The organism is Pantoea sp. Ap-870 (assembly GCF_011752515.1).
Classification (GTDB): Bacteria; Pseudomonadota; Gammaproteobacteria; order Enterobacterales; family Enterobacteriaceae; genus Pantoea; species Pantoea dispersa.
The window spans coordinates 604,118-624,223 of sequence record NZ_VWXG01000001.1; the positions used below are offsets into that span (position 1 = coordinate 604,118).

A 20,106-nucleotide genomic window follows, 5' to 3' on the forward strand; every position below is an offset into this window, starting at 1 on the left:
TGCGCAATAAATTGCGCCGCTACAAAGTGTTGCAATCCTCTGTAGCGGCGCGATTTATCGCGCGTCCTGAATTAACGCTGCTGCGCGAACTGCAGGGGCTGCTCTGAGGTTCCCCGCTTCATCACCCGATCCAGCACCTCGGCCTCCAGCTCGGCGAGGCGCGCCGATCCTTTGCGGCGCGGACGCGATAAATCCACCGCCAAATCCAGCCCGATCTGACCCTCTTCAATCAGCAGCACGCGATCGGCCATCGCCACCGCTTCGCTGACATCGTGCGTCACCAGCAACACGGTAAAATTATGCTGCTGCCACAGCGACTCAATCAGGCCCTGCATTTCAATGCGCGTCAGCGCATCAAGTGCACCGAGTGGTTCATCGAGCAGCAGCAGGCCGGGACGATGAATCAGCGCCCGCGCCAGTGCCACTCGCTGTTTCTGTCCACCGGAGAGCGCTGCCGGCCACTCATGTGCACGATCGGCCAGACCGACCGCCGCCAGCGCTTCCAGCGCGGCGCTGCGCCACTCGCGGCCTTTCAGACCGAGGCCAACGTTATCGATCACTTTCTTCCACGGCAGCAGACGCGCATCCTGAAACATCAGGCGGGTATCTTCGCGCGCCTCGGCCAGCGGCGCGTTGCCCGCCAGCAGTTCACCGTGCGTGGTGGATTCCAGCCCGGCCAGCAGGCGCAGCAGGGTACTTTTACCGCAGCCGCTGCGGCCGACCACCGCGACAAACTGGCCGGCCGGAATATGTAAATCGATATGATTCAGGATGGTGCGATTGCCATACTGCTTGGTGACGCCATTGACGCCCACCGGGGTACCGCGGTTCAGGCGCGCCGGGCTTAGCGTTGCGTTGCTCATGCGTTCTCCTCCTTCAATTGGTAAGCCGGATGCCAGCGCAGCCAGACACGCTCCAGCAGCTGTGCCGTCACGTCGGCCAGTTTGCCCAGCAGGGCATAGAGAATGATGGCGACCACCACCACATCGGTTTGCAGAAACTCACGGGCGTTCATTGCCAGATAGCCAATACCGGAGTTGGCCGAGATGGTTTCGGCCACGATCAGCGTCAGCCACATCAGACCGAGGGCAAAGCGCACGCCAACCATGATTGACGGCAGCGCGCCCGGCAAAATCACCTGAATAAACAGGCTCCAGCCGGAGAGACCATAGCTGCGCGCCATCTCCACCAGGCCGCGGTCAATATTCCGTATGCCGTGATAGGTATTGAGGTAGATAGGGAACAGCGTGCCGAGCGCCACAAGAAAAATTTTGGCTGACTCGTCGATGCCGAACCACAGAATCACCAGCGGGATCAGCGCCAGGTGCGGCACGTTACGCAGCATCTGTACCGAAGTATCCAGCAACCGTTCCCCGGTGCGCGACGTGCCGGTAATCAGCCCGAGAATCAGGCCAATCGAACCGCCAATGGCAAAGCCGATTGCTGCTCGCCAGCCGCTGATGGCGAGGTGTTGCCACAACTCACCGCTGGCCGCGAGATGCCAGAAGGTGATGACAATATTCTCCGGCGAGGGCAGGATGCGCGTCGACAGCCAGCCAGCCTGTGAGGCAATCTGCCACACCACCACCAGCAGCACCGGCAGCGCCCACGGCAGCAGGGCATTGCTCAGCTGTTTCTTGACTTTTGCCATATGCGACTCCTTAACTCTGCGCGACTTTTTGCGGGGTGAAATCATTGGCGACCGCTTCACCGTGCGCCTGCACCACGCGGGGTTGCGGGATTTCCGGCACGGCCAGGTCGAGATGTGGGAACAGCAGCTCGCCCACGCGATAGGCCTCTTCCAGATGCGGATAGCCAGACAGAATGAAAGTTTCGATGCCGAGATCCTGATACTCCTGCATACGCGCCGCGACCGTCGGACCGTCGCCCACCAGTGCAGTCCCGGCACCGCCGCGTACCAGACCGACGCCGGCCCACAGGTTCGGGCTGATCTCCAGCCGATCGCGCCGTCCGCCGTGCAGCGCGGCCATGCGCTGCTGACCGACTGAATCGGTGCGGGCAAAAGCCGCCTGCGCTTTAGCAATGGTGGCATCGTCAAGATGGGCGATGAGCCGGTCTGCCGCCTGCCATGCTTCCTCATTGGTTTCACGCACAATCACGTGCAGACGAATGCCGAAGCGCACCATGCGCCCCTGCGCCGCCGCTTTGGTGCGCACCTGTTCAATCTTCTCTTTGACCAGCGCGGGCGGTTCGCCCCAGGTCAGATAGACATCCACCTGCTCCGCGGCCAAATCCTGCGCGGCATCCGATGAGCCACCAAACCACAGCGGTGGACGTGGCTGCTGCACCGCTTTAAACATCAATCGTGCACCGCGCACTTTGACGTACTTGCCTTCGTAATCGACCGTTTCGCCTTCACTCACCCGGCGCCAGACGCGGGTAAACTCCGCAGATTCGGCATAACGCTCGCGGTGATCGAGGAAAACGCCGTCGCCTGCCAGCTCTTCCGGATCGCCGCCGGTAACGAGGTTAAACAGCGCGCGCCCGTTGGAGAGACGATCGAGCGTGGCGGCCTGCCGTGCGGCCTGCGTCGGGGAAATCACCCCCGGGCGCAGCGCCACCAGAAAACGCAGGCGCTGCGTCACCGGAATCAGGGATGCGGCCACCAGCCACGCATCTTCACACGACCGGCCGGTGGGGATCAGCACGCCACCAAAACCGAGGCGATCGGCGGCCTGCGCCACCTGTTGCAGATAACCGTGGTCCACCGGGCGCGCACCTTCGGCGGTACCGAGGTAGTGGCCGTCGCCGTGGGTGGGAAGAAACCAGAATACGGATACGCTCATGATAAATTTCCTTATGGCCGGGCCGGCTGTGGCTGCCAGATGCGATCGGCAATGGTGACTTTGACCGGCATTAAATGGTTGGCATAAAACAGATCGGCAGTTTGCTGTTGGGCCTGCGCCGTGTGGGCGCTGACCGGCGTAATGGTGGTCGGAGGACGATGGTCAAGGTAGCTGGCGATCACCGGCTTCGGCAGGCCCATCGCCTGTGCCAGCAGATCGATACTTTGCTGGCGCTGGCTGCGCGTCAGCGCATCGGCTTCGCTAAAGGTGTGCAGCACCTGCTGCACGAAGTCACCGTGATCGGTAGCAAAGCTGCGCGTGGCGAGGTAGAACGAACCGGTCTGATTCAGCTTGCTACCGTCCACCAGCACACGGACGTTGCCCTGCAGCAGCGCAGCAGAATAGTAGGGATCCCAGATCGCCCAGGCGTCAACATCACCCTGCTGAAACGCGGCGCGCGCATCGGCTGGCGTCAGATAAGTCGGCTGAATATCGTTAAAGCTCAGCCCGGCCTGTTCCAGCGCGCGCAGCAGCAGATTGTGCGAACTGGAGCCTTTCTGGAACGCCACTTTATGGCCTTTCAGTTGCGCCACGCTGTGGATGGGACTGTCCTTCGGCACCAGAATCACCTCGGCCTGCGGCTTCGGTGGCTCCGAGCCGACATACAGCAAATCCGCCCCGGCGGCCTGAGCAAACAGCGGCGGGATATCACCGGTGCTGCCCAGGTCAATGCTGCCCACGTTCAGTGCCTCAAGCATTTGCGGACCGGCCGGGAACTCGATCCACTGAATGCTGGTGGCCGGGAAGCGCTGCTCCAGCAGCCGATGCGATTTGGCCAGCACCATGCTGACCGATCCTTTCTGATAGCCGATACGGAATTGTGCTGGTGCTTCGGCAGCCTGAGCCGTGAGGGTCAGGGCAAACAGCGCGGTAACGGTCGGCAGCAGCCAGCGGGTTAACATCCTTTTCATCGCGGTTCCTTTATACAGCCTGAGCATAGGGTTGATGACGACGGTGCAGCGCCTGCCAGAAGGTTTCCAGCGCCTCATCAATGCGCTCGCTCAGCAGCGCATCCAGCTCAGGCTGGCGGTCGTATTGGGTGATTTGCGTATCACTGGCGAACACGCCGTGCAGAACTTCCTGCGCTTTCAGCGCGTTCAGCACCGGTTTCAGCGCGTAGTCAACGGCCAGCATGTGCGCCACGCTGCCGCCACTCGCCAGCGGCAACACCACTTTATGTTCCAGCGCCCGCTCTGGCAGCAGGTCGAGCAGGGTTTTCAGCGCACCTGAGAAAGAGGCTTTATAAATCGGTGTGGCGACGATCAGCCCCTCCGCGAGCGCTAAATCCGCTTTCAGCGCGGCCAGTGCCGGTGAGTCAAAGCGCGCATACAGCAAATCTTCCGGCTGAAAGTTGTGAATGTTCCACGGAATCACCTCAACGCCACGCGCTTCCAGCGCCCGCTGGCACACACTCAGCAGCGCCGTAGAACGTGAAGGAAAACGCGGACTCCCCGCCAGCGTAATAACCCGCATGGTCACTCCTTATAACTGAAAGTTATTGATTGGCAATTATTGAGAACTGATTCGTTCAATCCTGACAGAGCAGGCGGCGAGGCGTAAATGATTTATCCGGCAATGGATAGCCGTCAGGCGGGAATAGCCCGCGCTTATAAAGGAAGGGAAAAGCGCCTCTAAGGTTAATCTGAATTGCACCCGCAGATTGCCGGGTTTTCATTAGCGGCTTCCGTCACGGGCAAGGTGAGAATGATTAAAAGCGCTGTTGCCTGGTTAAATCAGAGGTGTAACCGTCGACACATATCGCCGGGCGCGCCATTGTCGTCAGGCTTAAGAAGAAATAGATGAGGTAATTTAAGGAGTAGCAAACAAACGCTGACGTAAGTTTAAAGCGGGCACCAGGATTTTTCGTAGTGGCTGTTTAGAATGTTCCATTTTAAGCTGGTCTCAAATTAGCGAGTAAGTGTGTCAAAGCGTGGCGTTTTATTAAAATCGCACCGTTTAACGCGTTTCCTGTTACCGATATTACGTATTACTTCAGCACTCTGGCCGGGATTGCTTCAGTTGCGCTTAACAATAAACGGTAAATTATCAGCCAGTCTGGCAAGGGCCAATAGTCATGCCGTCGGCGGGCTGTTTATAATTGATTGAGTTTTCTTACGCTAAAAAAAAGTCACTGCCTTATTTGCGCCTTAATTGGGCGGATTTTTGTCTGGCCATTATTCAGTATTATTTTTAGGGAGAGGAATATGGGAAGGTCTGCTCTGTTAGTGCACCCGGCTGAGCCGGTTGCCGCTCAGCCCGCGCGCGTCGCGGCTGATAACGTTAATCCACTATTGTGTTATCTGCTGCAGCCGGATGCCGCGCACAGCCAGTTTACCGCTGTGCCACAGCCAGCGGCGGAGAGCGTCAGCGACGACGCGTTCTTACTGTTTGCCGCCGACGGCTTTGCGCCCTCTGCTGCACTGTTGCAGGAAGTGGCAACGCTCAGCCATCAGCGCCCGGAGCTCAACTGCATGCTGGTTTCACTGGCACCACGCGCACTGAGCAGCGGCCTGCAGTCGTCGCTGCAGCTGTTCCAGCAGCTGCAGGCGCAGCGCCTGTGGCAGCAGAATAACTATGCGGTCATCCTGCGCGCCGCGCTGGTGAAAAATGCCGCTCCGCTGGTACGCATTCAGGATGTGATGCTGGCCGGCCTGTTAAATACGCAAACGGTATGGCTGCTGGATGCTCGCGCTGAGCATGAGGTCACCACGGTTAATCCGCCACCCAGCTATCAGCAATTTATGACGGAGTATGAAAAGGTCACCCGTTTGTCACACTTTATTCCGGAGCGAAACCGTTATCGCCAGAGTTATTTACGCAGCGGGTTATTACAGCTGGTACAGCAGGAATTAAACGCTGAAACGCAGTTCTCTAATAATGTGCGGCACGCGGTGCGCTACTTTGCCGATCAGTTTTCACCGCAGAGCACAATGGAAAAACTGTTACTGAAACAGCCCGACCTCTATTTCTCACTGATGAAAATGAGAAAAAGCCGCTGAGATAGCGCCAGCGTTAATTTTAAGAATTACTCCCGTGGGCGCTGAGGTATTTTTGTGTCACGCTGTTAACACTGAGAAAAATACCCAGACGCCAGAGTTTTTATGTCTATCAAACGTAACGCGATTGCCAACTATGTTGGCCAGATCTATCTGACGCTGTCAGGTATTTTAGTAGTTCCCCTGTATATTCAGCATTTAGGTATGGAAGCTTACGGCCTCGTGGGCTTCTTTTCTATATTGCTGACCTGGCTGCAGCTGCTGGACGCGGGCGTTTCAACCACGCTGATGCGCGAGGCGGCACGCTACCGGGCAAATCAGGCAGAATTTGTCTGGTTTCCGGCGCTGTTTGCCACGCTGACTCGCTTCTTCCTGTTCTCCACCCTGGTGCTGGTGGTGCTCGGCTGGCTGGCGACGCCATGGATTGCCACGCACTGGCTGGATGCGCAGCACTTGCCCGCCAGTGATGTGGTAGTTGCCGTGGCGATCATGGTGATCACCGCCGCGATTCGCTGGCGTACCAGCCCGTATCGCAGCGTGATTGTCGGTTTTGAGCATCAGGTCTGGCTCAACGGCGTGAACCTGATCATTACCACGCTGCGTACTTTTGGCGCGGTACTGGTGATCCAGCTGTTCCCGAATCCGCTGCTGACCTTCTTTATCTGGCAATTGCTGGTCTCGATTGCCGAAGCCGCCTGCTGTATCTGGAAATCCTGTCAGCTGGTGCCCCGCGCAGCGCGCAAAGAGAAGCGCGACGATCTGAAAGGCGTGCTCAAACCCTTTATCCGCTTTGCGCTGAGCGCCGCCTTCTCCAGTGCCGTGTGGACCTTTATTTCGCAGATTGACCGGCTGGTGCTGTCAAAAACCCTGCCACTGAGTGAATACGGCTCGTTCACCGTGGTCGCCACGGCCGCGACCGGTATCCTGCTGCTGAGCAGTCCGATTATGCAGGCGATTGTGCCGCGCATGACCGGCATGAAAACCCGTCAGCAGGGCGATGCCGAATCGCTGAAGCTCTATCGCTATACCACCCAGGCGGTGGCAATTTTTATGGCCCCGCTCAGCATCACCATTGCCTGCTATGCCGGACCGCTACTGTGGGCGTGGACGCAGAAACCGCAAATTGTCGAAGAGATGGCGTTTGTGCTTAGCCTCTATGCGCTCGGCAGCGGCATCCAGGCGATCTGCGGCCTGCTGTATCACCTGCAATACGTTAACGGCAATCTGAAACTGCACATGCAGGGATTCACCTGTTTTGCCGTCGTGCTGGTGCCGCTCAACATCTGGTGTGCCGTCCATTACGGGGCGCTGGGCACCGGCTGGCTGTGGCTGGGACAGAACATCTTCTATTTAGTTGGCTGGGCGTGGCTGGTGCATCGCCGCTTTGCGCCGGGCATCCATTTCAGCTGGCTGACGCGCGACGTAGCGCTGATTTGGGCGGTGTCGGCGCTGATTGCCTGGCTCAGCACGCTGCTGCCGATTGAGTGGAACCAGAATCGCTGGATCAACCTGCTGTGGCTGGGGCTGATCGGGGCCTTTAACCTTGGCGTGTGCTGTCTGTTACATAGCCTGGTGCTAAAACGCCTGCGCGCGCCGCTTGTTAACGCAGAGGAAAGAGGATGAGCATGACATCACGCCGCACGCCGACGGTTTCGGTAATTATCCCTAACTGGAACTGCGCGCCCTGGCTGCCGGAAACCCTGGGATCGCTGCTTCGCCAGTCATCGCCGCCGGAAGAGATCATCATTATTGATGATGGCTCGAGCGATGACAGCGTGGCCTGGCTGACGGCGTTTGCTGCGCAGCATCCGCAGGTGACGCTGCTGAGTGGCGGACGCGGCGGGGTCAGTGCCGCGCGCATGAAGGGGCTGGCCGCAGCCAGCGGCGATTTCGTCTATTTTATGGATGCCGACGACTTCGTCTCGACTGAACTGTTCGCCGATTTCCGCCGCGTGCAGGCCCGTCACCCGGAGATTGATCTGTTCTGCTTTGGCGCGAAAATGTTTTTCGACCTGCCAGCGCCGCAGCGCCATTATCAGACCATCCATCAGCGCCACGTCAGCGGTCTGCTGCCGGGCGGCAGCGCTACGCTGCGCACGCTGATACAGCATCAGTCGGCGCATCGGGTGATCTGGAGCAGCATCATCTCGCGTCGCCTGATTGACCAGCTCGATCTGCAGTTTCTGCCGATCCAGAACCATGAAGACGCGCCCTTTATGTTCGCCCTTTATCTGCAGGCGCGCGCGCTGTACTGCACCAGCCAGAGCTACTACTACAAACGCTTCATGCTGAGTTCTCTGTCGCAGAGCACGCGCGACTTCTCGTGGGTGAAAAATTACTTTATCGCCCGCGCCGGCAGTGAGCAGTTCCTGCAGCAGCAGCAACTACCGCACGATGAGGCGCTGCTGGATGACTATTACCAGACGGTGATGCACGGCTGCCTGACGCAAATCCGCAAAAATCAGATGACGGTGCCCGCCGAGTGGCAGCCGCAGGTGAATCAGCTGGTGCGTAAAGTGTTACAGCACAACGCGCGACTGAAACTGCTGTGGTATTGCCCGGCGATTTACAGCGGCTTACAGGCCTGCCGCGATCGTCTGGGACGCTATTCCGCCCGACGCTGATACCGATCAAATTGTTGCATCCAGAGTAATTTACTTTTGCGCCAGAGCACCTTACCATTCTGGCGCACAAATTCCCGTGCACCCGACTTTCACGAAGCTTCCGCCATTCAGGAGAGTGCATGTTATATCCTATCGTCCGGCCGGCGCTGTTTAAGCTCGATCCAGAGCGCGCGCACGAACTCACCTTTCAACAGTTACGCTTCATCAGCGGCACGCCGCTGGAAGGGCTGATTCGTCAGTCGCTGCCGTCACGTCCGGTGACCTGTATGGGGCTGACCTTTCCGAACGCGCTGGGGCTGGCTGCGGGTCTGGATAAGAACGCGGAGTGCATTGATGCCTTAGGCGCCATGGGCTTTGGCTTTGTCGAAGTGGGCACGGTGACGCCACGCGCGCAGCCGGGCAATGACAAACCCCGCATGTTCCGGCTGGTGGCGGCGGAAGGAATCATCAACCGCATGGGGTTTAATAATCTCGGCGTTGATCACCTGGTTAAGAATGTGAAAAAGGCGCGCTTTAAAGGCGTGCTTGGCATCAATATTGGTAAAAATAAAGACACGCCGGTGGAGCAGGGCAAAGACGATTATCTGACCTGCATGGAAAAGGTGTATGCGCACGCCGGTTATATTGCCATCAATATTTCCTCACCGAATACCCCCGGATTACGTTCGCTGCAATATGGCGAAGCGCTGGACGATCTGCTGTCGGCGATTAAATTAAAACAGCGGGCGCTGCAGGAAAGCCATCTGAAATATGTGCCGGTGGCGGTGAAGATCGCGCCGGATCTTTCTGAAGAAGAATTGATCCAGGTTGCCGACAGTTTAGTGCGCCACGAAATAGACGGCGTGATCGCCACCAATACCACGCTCGATCGTTCGCTGGTGAGCGGGCTGAAATATGCCGACGAAGCGGGGGGATTAAGTGGCCGTCCGGTACAGTCGCGCAGCACCGAGGTGATTCGCCGTCTGTCGCAGGAGCTGCAGGGACGTCTGCCTATTATTGGCGTCGGCGGCATTGATTCGCTGGTCGCGGCACGGGAAAAAATGGCGGCTGGCGCAACGCTGGTGCAGATATACTCAGGCTTTATTTATAAAGGTCCGGGTTTAATTAAAGATATCGTGACCCATCTCTAAGACATTTCTCACTTTCCCAGGCCGGGGGGTTTATTTCTCCCTCCGGCTCGTTTATATTTTGTCCTGTTCGTACAATTTTCAGCTTTTTCCTTAAAGCAATATTTTAAATTTCAGCGCCGTTTAGCGCAGCGTAAATCCACAGGGCACCCCATGAAAATCAAACCCGATGACAACTGGCGTTGGTATTTTGACGCAGAGCATGACCGGATGATGCTGGATCTGGCCGATGGAATGTTATTTCGCTCGCGCTTCTCGCGCAAAATGCTGACGCCCGATGCCTTTAATGACAGCGGTTTTTGCGTTGATGACGCTGCGCTTTATTTTACTTTTGAAGAGCGCTGTCGCCAGAGCGGTTTAAAAAGCGATCAGCGCGCCGAGCTGGTGCTGAATGCGCTGGTGGCCAGCCGTTTCCTTAAGCCGCTGATGCCGAAAAGCTGGCACTTCACCAGCCATGCGCACAGCTGGCAGCCCGTCGCGGGCGATATGGTGGCGGTAACGCTGGCCGACAGCGGCGAACAGGCACAGCTGCTGGTGGTCGAAAGCGGCGAGAATGCCGCGCTCTGTCTGCTGGCGCAGAGTGCACTGACGGTGGCGGGCAAAGGGATGCAGCTCGGCGATGCTATCAAGATCATGAACGATCGCCTGCAGCCGCAGTTGCAGGAGAGCAGCGCGCCCTTCGCCCGCGCGGTGTAGCGCTTACGCCAGTTCGATATCTCCGTCCGGAATACAGCTGCAGCTGAGAATGGTGCCATCGCCGCGCACCGCGCTCTGCTTCAGCGCCTTCACGTCACCCGACACCAGCGTTATTTTGCAGCTGCCGCAGATTCCGGCCCGACACGAATAGGGAATGCGAAAGCCCTGCATCTCCAGCTGTTCCAGTAATACCTGCTGATTATCGCCGGCAAACTGCTGACCCTGATAGCCAATGGTCACGGCGGCCGGCGCGCTGCTGGCGGCCTGCAGCGTTTCCACCACCTCACCGGCACCGTAAGCGCGCGGCGTTTGCCGTTCCAGCACTTCAACCGTATCGCCGACGCGCACGATACCGCTGTTAAGCGCAATCAAATTGAGGCCGAAATCGATATCACCGCTGCCGTCCTGCGCGCTGCGAAAGCGCTGCAGCGTGGCGAGCGGTTCGCCCTGCGGATGCTTGCGGCCGCTTTCGGTGCCGATGGTGGTAAACACGCAGCGGCTGCACGGCTTCGGCATCTCGAAGGTGATCTCGCCGATCTTAATACGTTTCCAGCTGTCCTCGTCCCAGGCGCTGGCGCCGCTGACGATCAGATTGGGGCGGAACTGTTCCAGACGCACGCTGGCCGGACAGCGCTGCTGCAGATCCTGCAGCGACGCCATGTTGACCAGCAGGTAAGGGAAGCCGTCAGCGAACCCCAGCGGGACCTGGTCGAAGCGTTTTACCCGGCGAGACGGCTCAGTGCCAACCCAGCGCAGCTGCACCGGGCGCGGGAAAAAGCCGCTCAGCCACTGGTTGATGGTGTCAGGCGCAATGCGCGCAGTGAACTGGTTTCCCCACACTTCGGTCGGTGCCGGCTGGGCGCTGAAATCGCTGAAGCGGATCAGCGCCTGGCTGCCGTCCGGCGCGGTGATGAATAGCCCGTCGGGCAGCAGGGCGGGCGTGAAACGCACCATCTCCGGAAACTGGCGGGCGGTAATAAAGGTCCCGTCCGCTTCGGTCACCATAAAGATGCGATCGAAGGCCAGACCGCTTTCCAGCACCTGCGCGTGTGACAGCTGCAAACCACGCATCGATTTAACCGGGTGAATATACAGGCGAGACAGGGTAATCATCACAACTCCGTACAGACAAAAAGAAGCTAACTTTATGACATAGGACGCTGATTCGCTATAATGCGCAACAATTTTAGCAAGAGTAAAAGTGACGATATGAATTCTCTGTTTGCCAGTACGGCGCGTGGGCTCGAAGAGCTGTTGAAAACTGAGCTGGACGCGCTGGGTGCGCAGGATTTGCAGGTGGTGCAGGGCGGCGTCCACTTCCGAGCCGACGACCGCGTAATGTACCAAAGCCTGCTGTGGAGCCGTCTGGCTTCACGTATTTTGCTGCCGCTGGGAGAATTCGGCGTCTGGAGCGATCTCGATCTCTACGTCGGCGCGCAAAGCATCCCGTGGAGCGAGCTGTTTGACAGCAACACCACGTTCGCCATCCACTTCAGCGGCACCAATGAGGTGATTCGCAACAGTCAGTTTGGTGCGCTGCGCATCAAAGATGCGATTGTCGATAGCTTTACCCGGCAGAATCTGGAGCGGCCGAGTGTCGATCGCGAGCAGCCGGGCATCCGCATCAACGCGTGGCTGAACAAAGATCGCGTTAGCATCGCGCTGGATCTCAGCGGCACTGCACTGCACCAGCGCGGCTATCGTCAGCAAACCGGCCAGGCACCGCTGAAAGAGAACCTGGCGGCGGCGATTGTGATGCGCTCCGGCTGGCAGAACGGCACGCCGCTGGTCGATCCGATGTGCGGCTCCGGTACGCTCCTGATTGAAGCGGCGCTGATCGCCTGCGATCGCGCGCCGGGCCTGCTGCGTTCGCACTGGGGCTTCAGCCGCTGGAAACGCCACAACAATGCACTGTGGCAGGAGGTGCGCAGCGACGCGCTGCAGCGTGCGCGCGCCGGCACGGCCGCCACCACGTCACGCTTCTTTGGCTATGATAATGATGGTCGCGTGCTGGAGTGGGCACGTGCCAACGCACGCCGCGCCGGCGTGTTTGATCTGTTCACCTTTGCGCAGCAGGATGTGCTGCAGCTGAAAAATCCGCTGGCGGGCGAAGCGATGCGCGGTACGGTGCTGAGTAACCCGCCGTACGGTGAGCGTCTGGAGAGCGAGCCGGCGCTGATTGCGCTGCACAGCCAGCTGGGCCGCATCATGAAACAGCAGTTTGGCGGCTGGAATTTGTCGCTGTTCAGCGCCTCACCCGAGCTGCTCAGCTGCCTGCAGCTGCGCGCCGATCGCCAGTTTAAAGCGAAAAACGGTCCGCTGGAGTGCGTACAGAAGAACTACCAGCTGGCGGAGAACAGCGCCGAAGGCGGCGCACAGATTGCCGAAGACTTTGCTAACCGCCTGCGTAAGAACAGCAAAAAACTGGACAAGTGGGCGCGCCAGTCGAATATTGACTGCTACCGCCTGTATGACGCCGATCTGCCGGAGTATAACGTGGCGGTCGATCGCTACGCCGACTGGGTGGTGGTTCAGGAGTACGCGCCGCCGAAAACCGTGGATGCGACCAAAGCACGCCAGCGCCTGTTTGACGTGATCGGTGCCACGCTGAGCGTACTGGAGATACCGGCCAATCGCCTGGTGCTGAAAACCCGCGAACGGCAGAAGGGCAAAAATCAGTACCAGAAGCTGAGCGAGAAGGGCGAATTCTTTGAAGTGCAGGAGTTTAACGCGCGGCTGCTGGTGAACCTGACGGATTATCTCGATACCGGTCTGTTCCTCGACCACCGTATCGCGCGCCAGATGCTGGGCCAGATGAGCCAGGGGAAAGATTTCCTTAACCTGTTCTCCTATACCGGTAGCGCCAGCGTGCACGCCGGGCTGGGCGGCGCCAAGTCCACCACCACGGTCGATATGTCGCGCACCTATCTGGAGTGGGCCGAACGTAACCTGCGCCTGAACGGATTAACCGGGCGCCAGCATCGCCTGATGCAGGCGGACTGCCTGAGCTGGCTGCGCGAAAGCGATGAGCAGTTCGATCTGATCTTTATCGATCCGCCGACCTTCTCCAACTCCAAACGCATGGAAGATGACTTCGATGTGCAGCGCGACCACCTGATGCTGCTGCAGAACCTGAAGCGCATGCTGCGTCGCGGCGGCACCATTATGTTCTCCAACAACAAGCGCGGCTTCAAAATGGATCTGGACGGCTTGCAGCGTCTGGGTCTGCAGGCGCAGGAAATTACGCAAAAAACGCTGTCGCAGGACTTTGCGCGCAACCGTCAAATTCACAACTGCTGGCTGGTAAGCCACGCCGGTAAGGAATAAGTTTTATGTCACTGATCAGTATCCATGGCGCTTACCTGTCGTTCAGCGATGCGCCGCTGTTGGATAACACCGAACTGCATATCGAAGAGGGCGAGCGCGTCTGTCTGGTTGGGCGCAACGGCGCCGGTAAATCGACGCTGATGAAAATCATCAACGGCGAACAGCCGCTGGATGACGGCCGCATTATTTATGAGCAGGATTTGGTGGTCGCGCGGCTGCAACAGGACCCGCCACGCAATATCACCGGTTCGGTGTACGACTTCGTTGCCGAAGGCGTGGCCGAACAGGCTGAGCACCTTAAGGCGTATCACGCCATATCGCACCTGGTGATGGAAGATCCGAGCGAGAAAAACCTCAACGAAATGGGGCGACTGCAGACGATTCTCGACCATCACAACCTGTGGCAGCTCGACAGCCGCATCAACGATGTGTTGCAGCAAATCGGGCTGCAGGCGGACACCGAGCTGTCGTCACTCTCCGGTGGCTGGCTGCGTAAAGCCGCGCTGGGCCGAGCGCTGGTCAGTAACCCGCGCGTGCTGATGCTCGACGAACCGACTAACCATCTCGATATTGAAACCATCGACTGGCTGGAAAGCTTCCTGAAAACCTTCAACGGCAGCATCGTGTTTATTTCGCACGACCGCTCGTTTATCCGCAATATGGCGACGCGCATCGTCGACCTCGATCGCGGCAAGCTGGTGTCATGGCCGGGCGATTACGATCAGTTCCTGCTCGGCAAAGAGGAAGCGCTGCGCGTTGAAGAGATGCAAAACGCCGAATTCGACCGCAAGCTGGCGCAGGAAGAAGTATGGATTCGCCAGGGCATTAAAGCGCGTCGCACCCGTAACGAAGGCCGCGTGCGCGCGCTGAAAGCGCTGCGTCGTGAACGCTCCGAACGGCGTGACGTGATGGGCAAAGCCAATATGCAGGTCGGTGAAGCGGCGCGTTCCGGCAAAATCGTCTTTGAGCTGGAAAACGTGGATTACGGCGTTGACGGCAAAACGCTGGTGAAGGATTTCTCCACCCAAGTACAGCGCGGCGACAAAATCGCCCTGATTGGCCCGAACGGCTGTGGTAAAACCACGCTGCTGCGCCTGATGCTCGGCCAGTTGAAGGCAGATGCCGGTCGCGTGCACTGCGGCACCAAACTGGAAATCGCCTACTTCGATCAGCACCGCGCGGAGCTCGATCCGGATAAAACCGTGATGGACAACCTGGCGGAAGGCAAACAGGAAGTGATGGTCAACGGCAAGCCGCGCCACGTGCTCGGCTATCTGCAGGACTTCCTGTTCCACCCGAAACGCGCCATGACGCCGGTGCGTGCGCTGTCCGGCGGCGAGCGTAACCGCCTGCTGCTGGCGCGTCTGTTCCTCAAGCCCAGCAACCTGCTGATCCTTGACGAACCGACCAACGACCTCGACGTCGAAACGCTCGAGCTGCTGGAAGAGCTGGTGGATGGCTATCAGGGAACCGTACTGCTGGTGAGCCACGATCGTCAGTTTGTGGATAACACCGTGACCGAATGCTGGATCTTTGAAGGCAACGGCGAGATCGGTACCTTCGTCGGTGGCTACCATGATGCGCAGCAGCAGCGCGCCGCTTACAAGCAGACCAAAGCTGCACCGGTCAAAAGCGCAGCGACTAAACCGGCAGAAAAAGCCGACGCCCCCAAACGCAGCGCAGGCAAGCTAAGCTATAACCTGACGCGTGAACTGGAACAGCTGCCGCAAAAGCTGGAGCAGCTGGAGACGCGTATCGGTGAGCTGCAGGCGCAGATGAGTCATCCGGACTTCTTCAGCCAGCCGCACGACAAAACGCAGCCGGTGCTGGATGCGCTGGCGCAGGCGGAGCAGGAGCTGGAAACCACCTTTGAACGGTGGGAAGAGCTGGAAGCGCTGAAAAACGGCGCATAACGCAGAGGGAGTCAGCATGTGTGCCACGCATCAGACGCAGCACTGGATGCTCTGTCCGCAGTGTGATTTAACCGTAAAACTGCCCGCCGTACCGGTGGGCAGCCGTGCGCGCTGTCCGCGCTGTCACACCACGCTGGTGGCTAACTGGCACGAACCGCGTAAACGTCCCACCGGCTATGCGCTGGCGGCGCTGTTTATGCTGTTGCTGGCCAATCTGTTTCCGTTTATCAGCATGCATGTGGCCGGGCTCAGCAGCCAGATCTCGCTGATGGCTATCCCGCAAGTGATGGATCGTGAGGATTATCGCAGCCTCGCCACGCTGTTCCTGCTGTTTGTGCAGGGCATTCCGGCTTTCTGCATGATCGCCATTCTGCTGCTGGTCAATCCGGTGCGCCTGCCGCACAGCCTGCGACTCGGGCTGGCACGCATTCTGTTTCAATTGCGCAGCTGGGGTATGGCGGAAATTTTCATGGCCGGCGTGCTGGTCAGCTTCGTCAAACTGATGGCGTACGGTGAAATTGGCCTTGGCAGCAGCTTCTGGCCGTGGTGCCTGTTTTGTCTGCTGCAGCTGCGTGCGTTTCAGTGCGTCGATCGCCGCTGGGTCTGGCAGCGCATCGATCCGCTGCCGCCGCTGGCGCAAACGCCGCAGGCGGGCATCAGCGGACTGAAGCAGGGGTTGCGCAGCTGTCCGTGCTGCACCGCGATTCTGCCGGCCGCGCAGAAAACCTGTCCACGCTGCGGCGTAAGCGCCGCGCCACGCAGGCAGCACAGCCTGCAGTGGACGCTGGCGCTGCTGATCACCTCGGTGATGCTGTATATCCCGTCGAATATTATGCCGATCATGGTGACCGAAACGCTCGGCTCGCAGTATCCGTCCAACATTATGGCCGGCGTGATTTTGCTGTGGAGCGATGGCTCCTGGCCGGTCGCGCTGGTGATTTTTATCGCCAGTATTATGGTGCCTTCGCTGAAGATGGTGGCGATTGGCTGGCTGTGCTGGCACGCCAGCGGCCGCGGCCGGCGCGACAGCGAGAAGATGCACCTGATTTATGAGGTGGTGGAGTTTGTTGGCCGCTGGTCAATGATTGATGTGTTTGTGATCGCTGTGCTGTCTGCGCTGGTGCGCATGGGCCAGCTGATGAGTGTTTACCCTGCGCCAGGCGCGCTATTGTTTGCGCTGGTGGTGATCCTGACTATGTTCGCTGCCATGACGTTTGATCCGCGCCTGATTTGGGATCGCCTACAGGAAACTGAACGTAAGGAGCCGCGTCTTGACGGACAACCAACACGGCATTGCTAACGTCGACCAGATTAAACGCTGGTCGCCGGTGTGGATCGTACCTATCGTCACGCTGTTAATCGGCGGATGGATTCTGTTTTATCACTTCAGCCATCAGGGACCGCAGGTCACGCTGATCACCGAAAACGCCGAAGGCATTGTTGCCGGTAAAACCACCATTAAAAGCCGCAGCGTCGACGTGGGCACCGTCGAAAGCGCGGTGCTGACGGACGATCTGCACCATGTGGAGATCACCGCGCGCCTGAATGCCGGCATGGAAAAACTGCTGCATAAAGACAGCGTGTTTTGGGTGGTGAAGCCGCAGATTGGCCGGGAAGGGGTGACGGGCCTCGGTACGCTGCTCTCCGGCGCCTACATTGAACTGCAGCCGGGCGCCAAAGGGGATAAGCCAGAGCATTATCAGCTGCTCGACGCGCCGCCGCTGGCACCGCCGGATGCCAAAGGTATTCGCGTCATCCTCGACAGCAAAAAAGCCGGCCAGCTTAATCCGGGCGATCCGGTGCTGTTCCGCGGCTATCGCGTCGGTACGGTGGAAACCAGCACCTTTGATACCGACAAGCGCATGATGACCTATCAGCTGTTCATCGCCGCGCCTTACGATCGGCTGATTACCACCAATGTGCGCTTCTGGAAAGACAGCGGCATTGCGGTGGATATGTCCGCTTCCGGCATGCGCGTCGAAATGGGCTCGCTGACGACCCTGTTTAGCGGTGGCGTGAGCTTTGACGTGCCGGACGGCTGGGAACTCGGCGAGCTGGCCAAAAATCAGGACGACTACCACCTGTATGACGACCAGCGCAGCATTCAGGATTCGCTGTACACCAAGCACACTGATTTCCTGATGTTCTTCAGCGACTCGATTCGTGGTCTGCAGGTCGGCGCTCCGGTAGAGTTCCGCGGCATTCGTCTTGGTACCGTGGCTCAGGTGCCTTACATGATCCCGGGCGTGAATCAGGCGCTGAACACCGATTACCGCGTGCCGGTGCTGATCCGCATCGAGCCGGACCGCTTTATCAGCCGTCTGGGTGGCGACTTCAATCTTGAACAGCATCTGCAGGATGGTAAGAAACGCGGCCTGCGCGCCACGCTGAAAACCGGCAACCTGCTGTCCGGTGCGCTGTTTGTCGATCTCGACTTCTATGACAATGCACCGGCTTACAAAGGACCGAACGAAGTGGCGGGACTGGAAGTGATTCCGACCGTAAGCGGCGGTCTGAGCCAGATTCAGCAGAAACTGATGGCGGCGCTGGATAAGATCAACGCGCTGCCGCTCAACCCGATGATCAACCAGGCTACCGGCACGCTGAAAGAGAGCCAGCGCACCCTGCAGCAGCTGCAGAAAACGCTGGATAACCTCAATCAGATCACCGCCAACCCGGCGATGAAAACGCTGCCGGCCGATATGCAGCAAACCCTGCGCGAGCTTAATCGCAGCATGAAGGGGCTGCAGCCGGGATCGCCAGCCTATAACAAACTGGTGGGCGACATGCAGCGCCTTGACCAGGTGCTGCGCGAATTGCAGCCGGTGCTGAAAACGCTCAACAGCAAGAGCAACGCGCTGGTATTTGAAGCCAAACCGGGTCAGGATCCGCAGCCAAAGAGGGCGAAACAGTGAAAAAAGGGCTGATTATCGGTGCTGTGCTGCTGCTGGCGGGCTGCAGCAGCACTATCGACACCACTTATTACCAGCTGCCTGCGGGCAGCAATATGGCGCGCGTCAGCAGTGACGCCTCCGCCAGCCAGCCGATGATTTGGGTTGAACAGGTGAGCGTGCCGGATTATCTCGCCGGCAACGGGCTGGTTTATCAAACCAGCGACGTGAAGTACGTGATTGCCGCCAATAATCTGTGGGCCAGTCCGCTCGACCAGCAGCTGCAGCAGACACTGGTGAGTAACCTCGGGCAGGCGTTGCCCGGCCGGCTGGTGGCCAGTCAGCCGCTGGGTGACACGCACGATACGCTCAGCGTGCACGTCACCGGCTTCCACGGCCGTTATGACGGCAAGGTGGTAGTAAGCGGTGAATGGCTGTTGCAACATCAAGGCCGGCTTATCAAACATGGCTTTAATCTGACGCTGCCGCAAACCGAAGATGGCTACGATGCGCTGGTGCGCACGCTGGCGCTCGGCTGGCAGCAAACGGCTCAGCAAATCGCTAACAGCGTGGTGACACTAAATTAGGATTTGTTCGATGCTTATGCTAAGTCCCTGATTTGCCGTTATGTGACGGCGCGCAAATCAGGGACTTTTTTATTGCGGAATCAGCCAGATATGGCGGCGGCACTGAGGGATTTGTGTCGATTTCACGGCAAATTGATGACATTGGCGTGAATTTTGCGCATTGACCTTTCACCCACCACAGGTTAGAACATTACTGTGGTTGAACATTAATTCACCACTCTTTCTTTCCACCAGATTCCACCAGACCTGAAATGAGGGAAACGAGGTATGAAGAGACAGAAGAGAGACCGCCTGGAACGAGCACATTCACGAGGCTATCAGGCAGGCATTACCGGCCGCTCAAAAGAGATATGCCCTTATCAAATGATCGATGCCCGGTCTCACTGGTTGGGAGGTTGGCGACAAGCCATGGAGGACAGGTCGGCGGTGGCTTAGGCACCGTCGGATGTCTGTAAACAGGAAAAAAAACCTCCGCTGCGTGCGGAGGTTTTTGTTGGCGGGTCAGAACGCTGAAGTATCTTTAAACAGGCCCACTTTCAGGTCAGTCGCGGTGTAAATCAGGTTACCGTCGACGAACACTTCGCCATCGGCCACGCCCATCACCAGCTTGCGGTTGATGACGCGTTTGAAGTGAATTTTGTAAGTAACCAGCTTCGCCGTCGGCAGAACCTGGCCGGTGAATTTCACTTCACCCACACCCAGCGCACGGCCTTTACCTTCCGCACCCAGCCAGCCGAGATAGAAGCCAACCAGCTGCCACATAGCATCCAGACCCAGACAGCCTGGCATCACCGGATCGCCTTTAAAGTGGCAATCAAAGAACCACAGGTCAGGGCGGATATCCAGTTCGGCTTCCACATAACCTTTATCGAATTTGCCGCCGTCTTCGGTCATTTTGACCACGCGGTCCATCATCAACATGTTGTCAGACGGAAGCGGTGGGCCATTCTCGCCAAACAGTTCGCCGCGACCAGAGGCAATCAGGTCTTCTTTGCTATAGGATTCGCGTTTATCTACCATGTTCTCAATATGCCTTCTTTTAGTGAAGCCCGAATATTAGCGAACAGTTGTACGCTGG

18 protein-coding genes are annotated in these 20,106 nt (G+C 58.3%); 11 read left to right on the forward strand and 7 right to left on the reverse strand.

Annotation, left to right across the window (positions count from 1 at the left end):
- Positions 1-71: 71 nt before the first annotated feature.
- Genes ssuB through ssuE form a run of 5 tightly spaced genes read right to left on the reverse strand, consistent with a single transcriptional unit; the run spans position 72 to position 4,340 of the window.
- Entirely contained in the window at positions 72-863 is a 792-nt protein-coding gene (gene ssuB, locus F3J41_RS02885) for an aliphatic sulfonates ABC transporter ATP-binding protein (protein ID WP_152391160.1), read from the reverse strand.
- Complete coding sequence (ssuC, locus tag F3J41_RS02890; RefSeq protein ID WP_021508324.1) at positions 860-1,651, reverse strand: aliphatic sulfonate ABC transporter permease SsuC; 792 nt, start codon at positions 1,649-1,651, stop codon at positions 860-862. Before ssuC ends, ssuB begins: the two co-directional genes overlap by 4 nt.
- A 10-nt stretch (positions 1,652-1,661) precedes the next feature.
- Positions 1,662-2,807: an FMNH2-dependent alkanesulfonate monooxygenase gene (gene ssuD, locus F3J41_RS02895; protein WP_166709883.1), complete on the reverse strand. Its 1,146-nt coding sequence runs from the start codon at positions 2,805-2,807 to the stop codon at positions 1,662-1,664.
- Positions 2,808-2,818: 11 nt separating this feature from the next.
- The gene (locus tag F3J41_RS02900) at positions 2,819-3,778 is read right to left on the reverse strand and encodes a sulfonate ABC transporter substrate-binding protein (protein ID WP_166709885.1); all 960 of its coding nucleotides are present in this window, start codon (positions 3,776-3,778) and stop codon (positions 2,819-2,821) included.
- Between the two features lie 10 nt (positions 3,779-3,788).
- Positions 3,789-4,340, reverse strand: a complete 552-nt coding sequence (gene ssuE, locus F3J41_RS02905) for an NADPH-dependent FMN reductase (RefSeq protein ID WP_127833883.1) — start codon at positions 4,338-4,340, stop codon at positions 3,789-3,791.
- 731 nt (positions 4,341-5,071) lie between these two features.
- Between ssuE and F3J41_RS02910 the strand changes: the two genes are divergently transcribed.
- From F3J41_RS02910 to F3J41_RS02930, 5 genes are all read left to right on the forward strand, one after another.
- Positions 5,072-5,866, forward strand: a complete 795-nt coding sequence (locus F3J41_RS02910; protein WP_031279850.1) for a hypothetical protein — start codon at positions 5,072-5,074, stop codon at positions 5,864-5,866.
- Between the two features lie 102 nt (positions 5,867-5,968).
- Positions 5,969-7,486, forward strand: coding sequence for a lipopolysaccharide biosynthesis protein (locus tag F3J41_RS02915; RefSeq protein WP_021508319.1), 1,518 nt, complete (start codon positions 5,969-5,971; stop codon positions 7,484-7,486).
- Positions 7,483-8,487, forward strand: a complete 1,005-nt coding sequence (locus F3J41_RS02920) for a glycosyltransferase family A protein (protein ID WP_021508318.1) — start codon at positions 7,483-7,485, stop codon at positions 8,485-8,487. Before F3J41_RS02915 ends, F3J41_RS02920 begins: the two co-directional genes overlap by 4 nt.
- A 119-nt stretch (positions 8,488-8,606) precedes the next feature.
- Positions 8,607-9,617, forward strand: a complete 1,011-nt coding sequence (pyrD, locus tag F3J41_RS02925) for a quinone-dependent dihydroorotate dehydrogenase (RefSeq protein WP_166709887.1) — start codon at positions 8,607-8,609, stop codon at positions 9,615-9,617.
- Positions 9,618-9,767: 150 nt separating this feature from the next.
- Positions 9,768-10,310, forward strand: coding sequence for a cell division protein ZapC (locus tag F3J41_RS02930; protein WP_058759732.1), 543 nt, complete (start codon positions 9,768-9,770; stop codon positions 10,308-10,310).
- A gap of 3 nt (positions 10,311-10,313) precedes the next feature.
- On the opposite strand, the gene F3J41_RS02935 is transcribed toward F3J41_RS02930, so the two are convergent.
- Complete coding sequence (locus tag F3J41_RS02935) at positions 10,314-11,423, reverse strand: YcbX family protein (protein WP_166709889.1); 1,110 nt, start codon at positions 11,421-11,423, stop codon at positions 10,314-10,316.
- 96 nt (positions 11,424-11,519) lie between these two features.
- Between F3J41_RS02935 and rlmKL the strand changes: the two genes are divergently transcribed.
- The 6 genes from rlmKL (at position 11,520) to rmf (ending at position 19,463) form a co-directional block, all read left to right on the forward strand.
- A complete protein-coding gene (gene rlmKL, locus F3J41_RS02940) occupies positions 11,520-13,637 on the forward strand; it encodes a bifunctional 23S rRNA (guanine(2069)-N(7))-methyltransferase RlmK/23S rRNA (guanine(2445)-N(2))-methyltransferase RlmL (protein WP_058769855.1) in 2,118 nt (705 codons plus the stop codon).
- A 5-nt stretch (positions 13,638-13,642) separates the two neighbouring features.
- On the forward strand, positions 13,643-15,550 hold the full coding sequence (locus tag F3J41_RS02945; protein WP_166709891.1) for an ABC transporter ATP-binding protein: 1,908 nt from the start codon (positions 13,643-13,645) through the stop codon (positions 15,548-15,550).
- Between the two features lie 16 nt (positions 15,551-15,566).
- On the forward strand, positions 15,567-16,850 hold the full coding sequence (pqiA, locus tag F3J41_RS02950; RefSeq protein WP_059008936.1) for a membrane integrity-associated transporter subunit PqiA: 1,284 nt from the start codon (positions 15,567-15,569) through the stop codon (positions 16,848-16,850).
- A complete protein-coding gene (gene pqiB / locus F3J41_RS02955) occupies positions 16,822-18,465 on the forward strand; it encodes an intermembrane transport protein PqiB (RefSeq protein ID WP_021508311.1) in 1,644 nt (547 codons plus the stop codon). Before pqiA ends, pqiB begins: the two co-directional genes overlap by 29 nt.
- Entirely contained in the window at positions 18,462-19,028 is a 567-nt protein-coding gene (pqiC, locus tag F3J41_RS02960; RefSeq protein WP_021508310.1) for a membrane integrity-associated transporter subunit PqiC, read from the forward strand. Before pqiB ends, pqiC begins: the two co-directional genes overlap by 4 nt.
- A 267-nt stretch (positions 19,029-19,295) precedes the next feature.
- The gene (gene rmf, locus F3J41_RS02965) at positions 19,296-19,463 is read left to right on the forward strand and encodes a ribosome modulation factor (RefSeq protein ID WP_013508548.1); all 168 of its coding nucleotides are present in this window, start codon (positions 19,296-19,298) and stop codon (positions 19,461-19,463) included.
- A 66-nt stretch (positions 19,464-19,529) separates the two neighbouring features.
- On the opposite strand, the gene fabA is transcribed toward rmf, so the two are convergent.
- Entirely contained in the window at positions 19,530-20,048 is a 519-nt protein-coding gene (gene fabA / locus F3J41_RS02970; RefSeq protein ID WP_010616565.1) for a bifunctional 3-hydroxydecanoyl-ACP dehydratase/trans-2-decenoyl-ACP isomerase, read from the reverse strand.
- Positions 20,049-20,106 lie beyond the last annotated feature (58 nt).

Coding starts and splice junctions, on each gene's coding strand:
- pyrD (WP_166709887.1), top strand. CDS start 8,607: ATGTTATATCCTATCGTCCGGCCGGCGCTGTTTAAGCTCGATCCAGAG.
- F3J41_RS02915 (WP_021508319.1), top strand. CDS start 5,969: ATGTCTATCAAACGTAACGCGATTGCCAACTATGTTGGCCAGATCTAT.
- ssuC (WP_021508324.1), bottom strand. CDS start 1,651: ATGGCAAAAGTCAAGAAACAGCTGAGCAATGCCCTGCTGCCGTGGGCG.
- F3J41_RS02910 (WP_031279850.1), top strand. CDS start 5,072: ATGGGAAGGTCTGCTCTGTTAGTGCACCCGGCTGAGCCGGTTGCCGCT.
- rmf (WP_013508548.1), top strand. CDS start 19,296: ATGAAGAGACAGAAGAGAGACCGCCTGGAACGAGCACATTCACGAGGC.
- F3J41_RS02920 (WP_021508318.1), top strand. CDS start 7,483: ATGAGCATGACATCACGCCGCACGCCGACGGTTTCGGTAATTATCCCT.
- ssuB (WP_152391160.1), bottom strand. CDS start 863: ATGAGCAACGCAACGCTAAGCCCGGCGCGCCTGAACCGCGGTACCCCG.
- pqiA (WP_059008936.1), top strand. CDS start 15,567: ATGTGTGCCACGCATCAGACGCAGCACTGGATGCTCTGTCCGCAGTGT.
- F3J41_RS02945 (WP_166709891.1), top strand. CDS start 13,643: ATGTCACTGATCAGTATCCATGGCGCTTACCTGTCGTTCAGCGATGCG.
- F3J41_RS02930 (WP_058759732.1), top strand. CDS start 9,768: ATGAAAATCAAACCCGATGACAACTGGCGTTGGTATTTTGACGCAGAG.
- ssuE (WP_127833883.1), bottom strand. CDS start 4,340: ATGCGGGTTATTACGCTGGCGGGGAGTCCGCGTTTTCCTTCACGTTCT.
- fabA (WP_010616565.1), bottom strand. CDS start 20,048: ATGGTAGATAAACGCGAATCCTATAGCAAAGAAGACCTGATTGCCTCT.
- F3J41_RS02900 (WP_166709885.1), bottom strand. CDS start 3,778: ATGAAAAGGATGTTAACCCGCTGGCTGCTGCCGACCGTTACCGCGCTG.
- ssuD (WP_166709883.1), bottom strand. CDS start 2,807: ATGAGCGTATCCGTATTCTGGTTTCTTCCCACCCACGGCGACGGCCAC.
- F3J41_RS02935 (WP_166709889.1), bottom strand. CDS start 11,423: ATGATTACCCTGTCTCGCCTGTATATTCACCCGGTTAAATCGATGCGT.
- rlmKL (WP_058769855.1), top strand. CDS start 11,520: ATGAATTCTCTGTTTGCCAGTACGGCGCGTGGGCTCGAAGAGCTGTTG.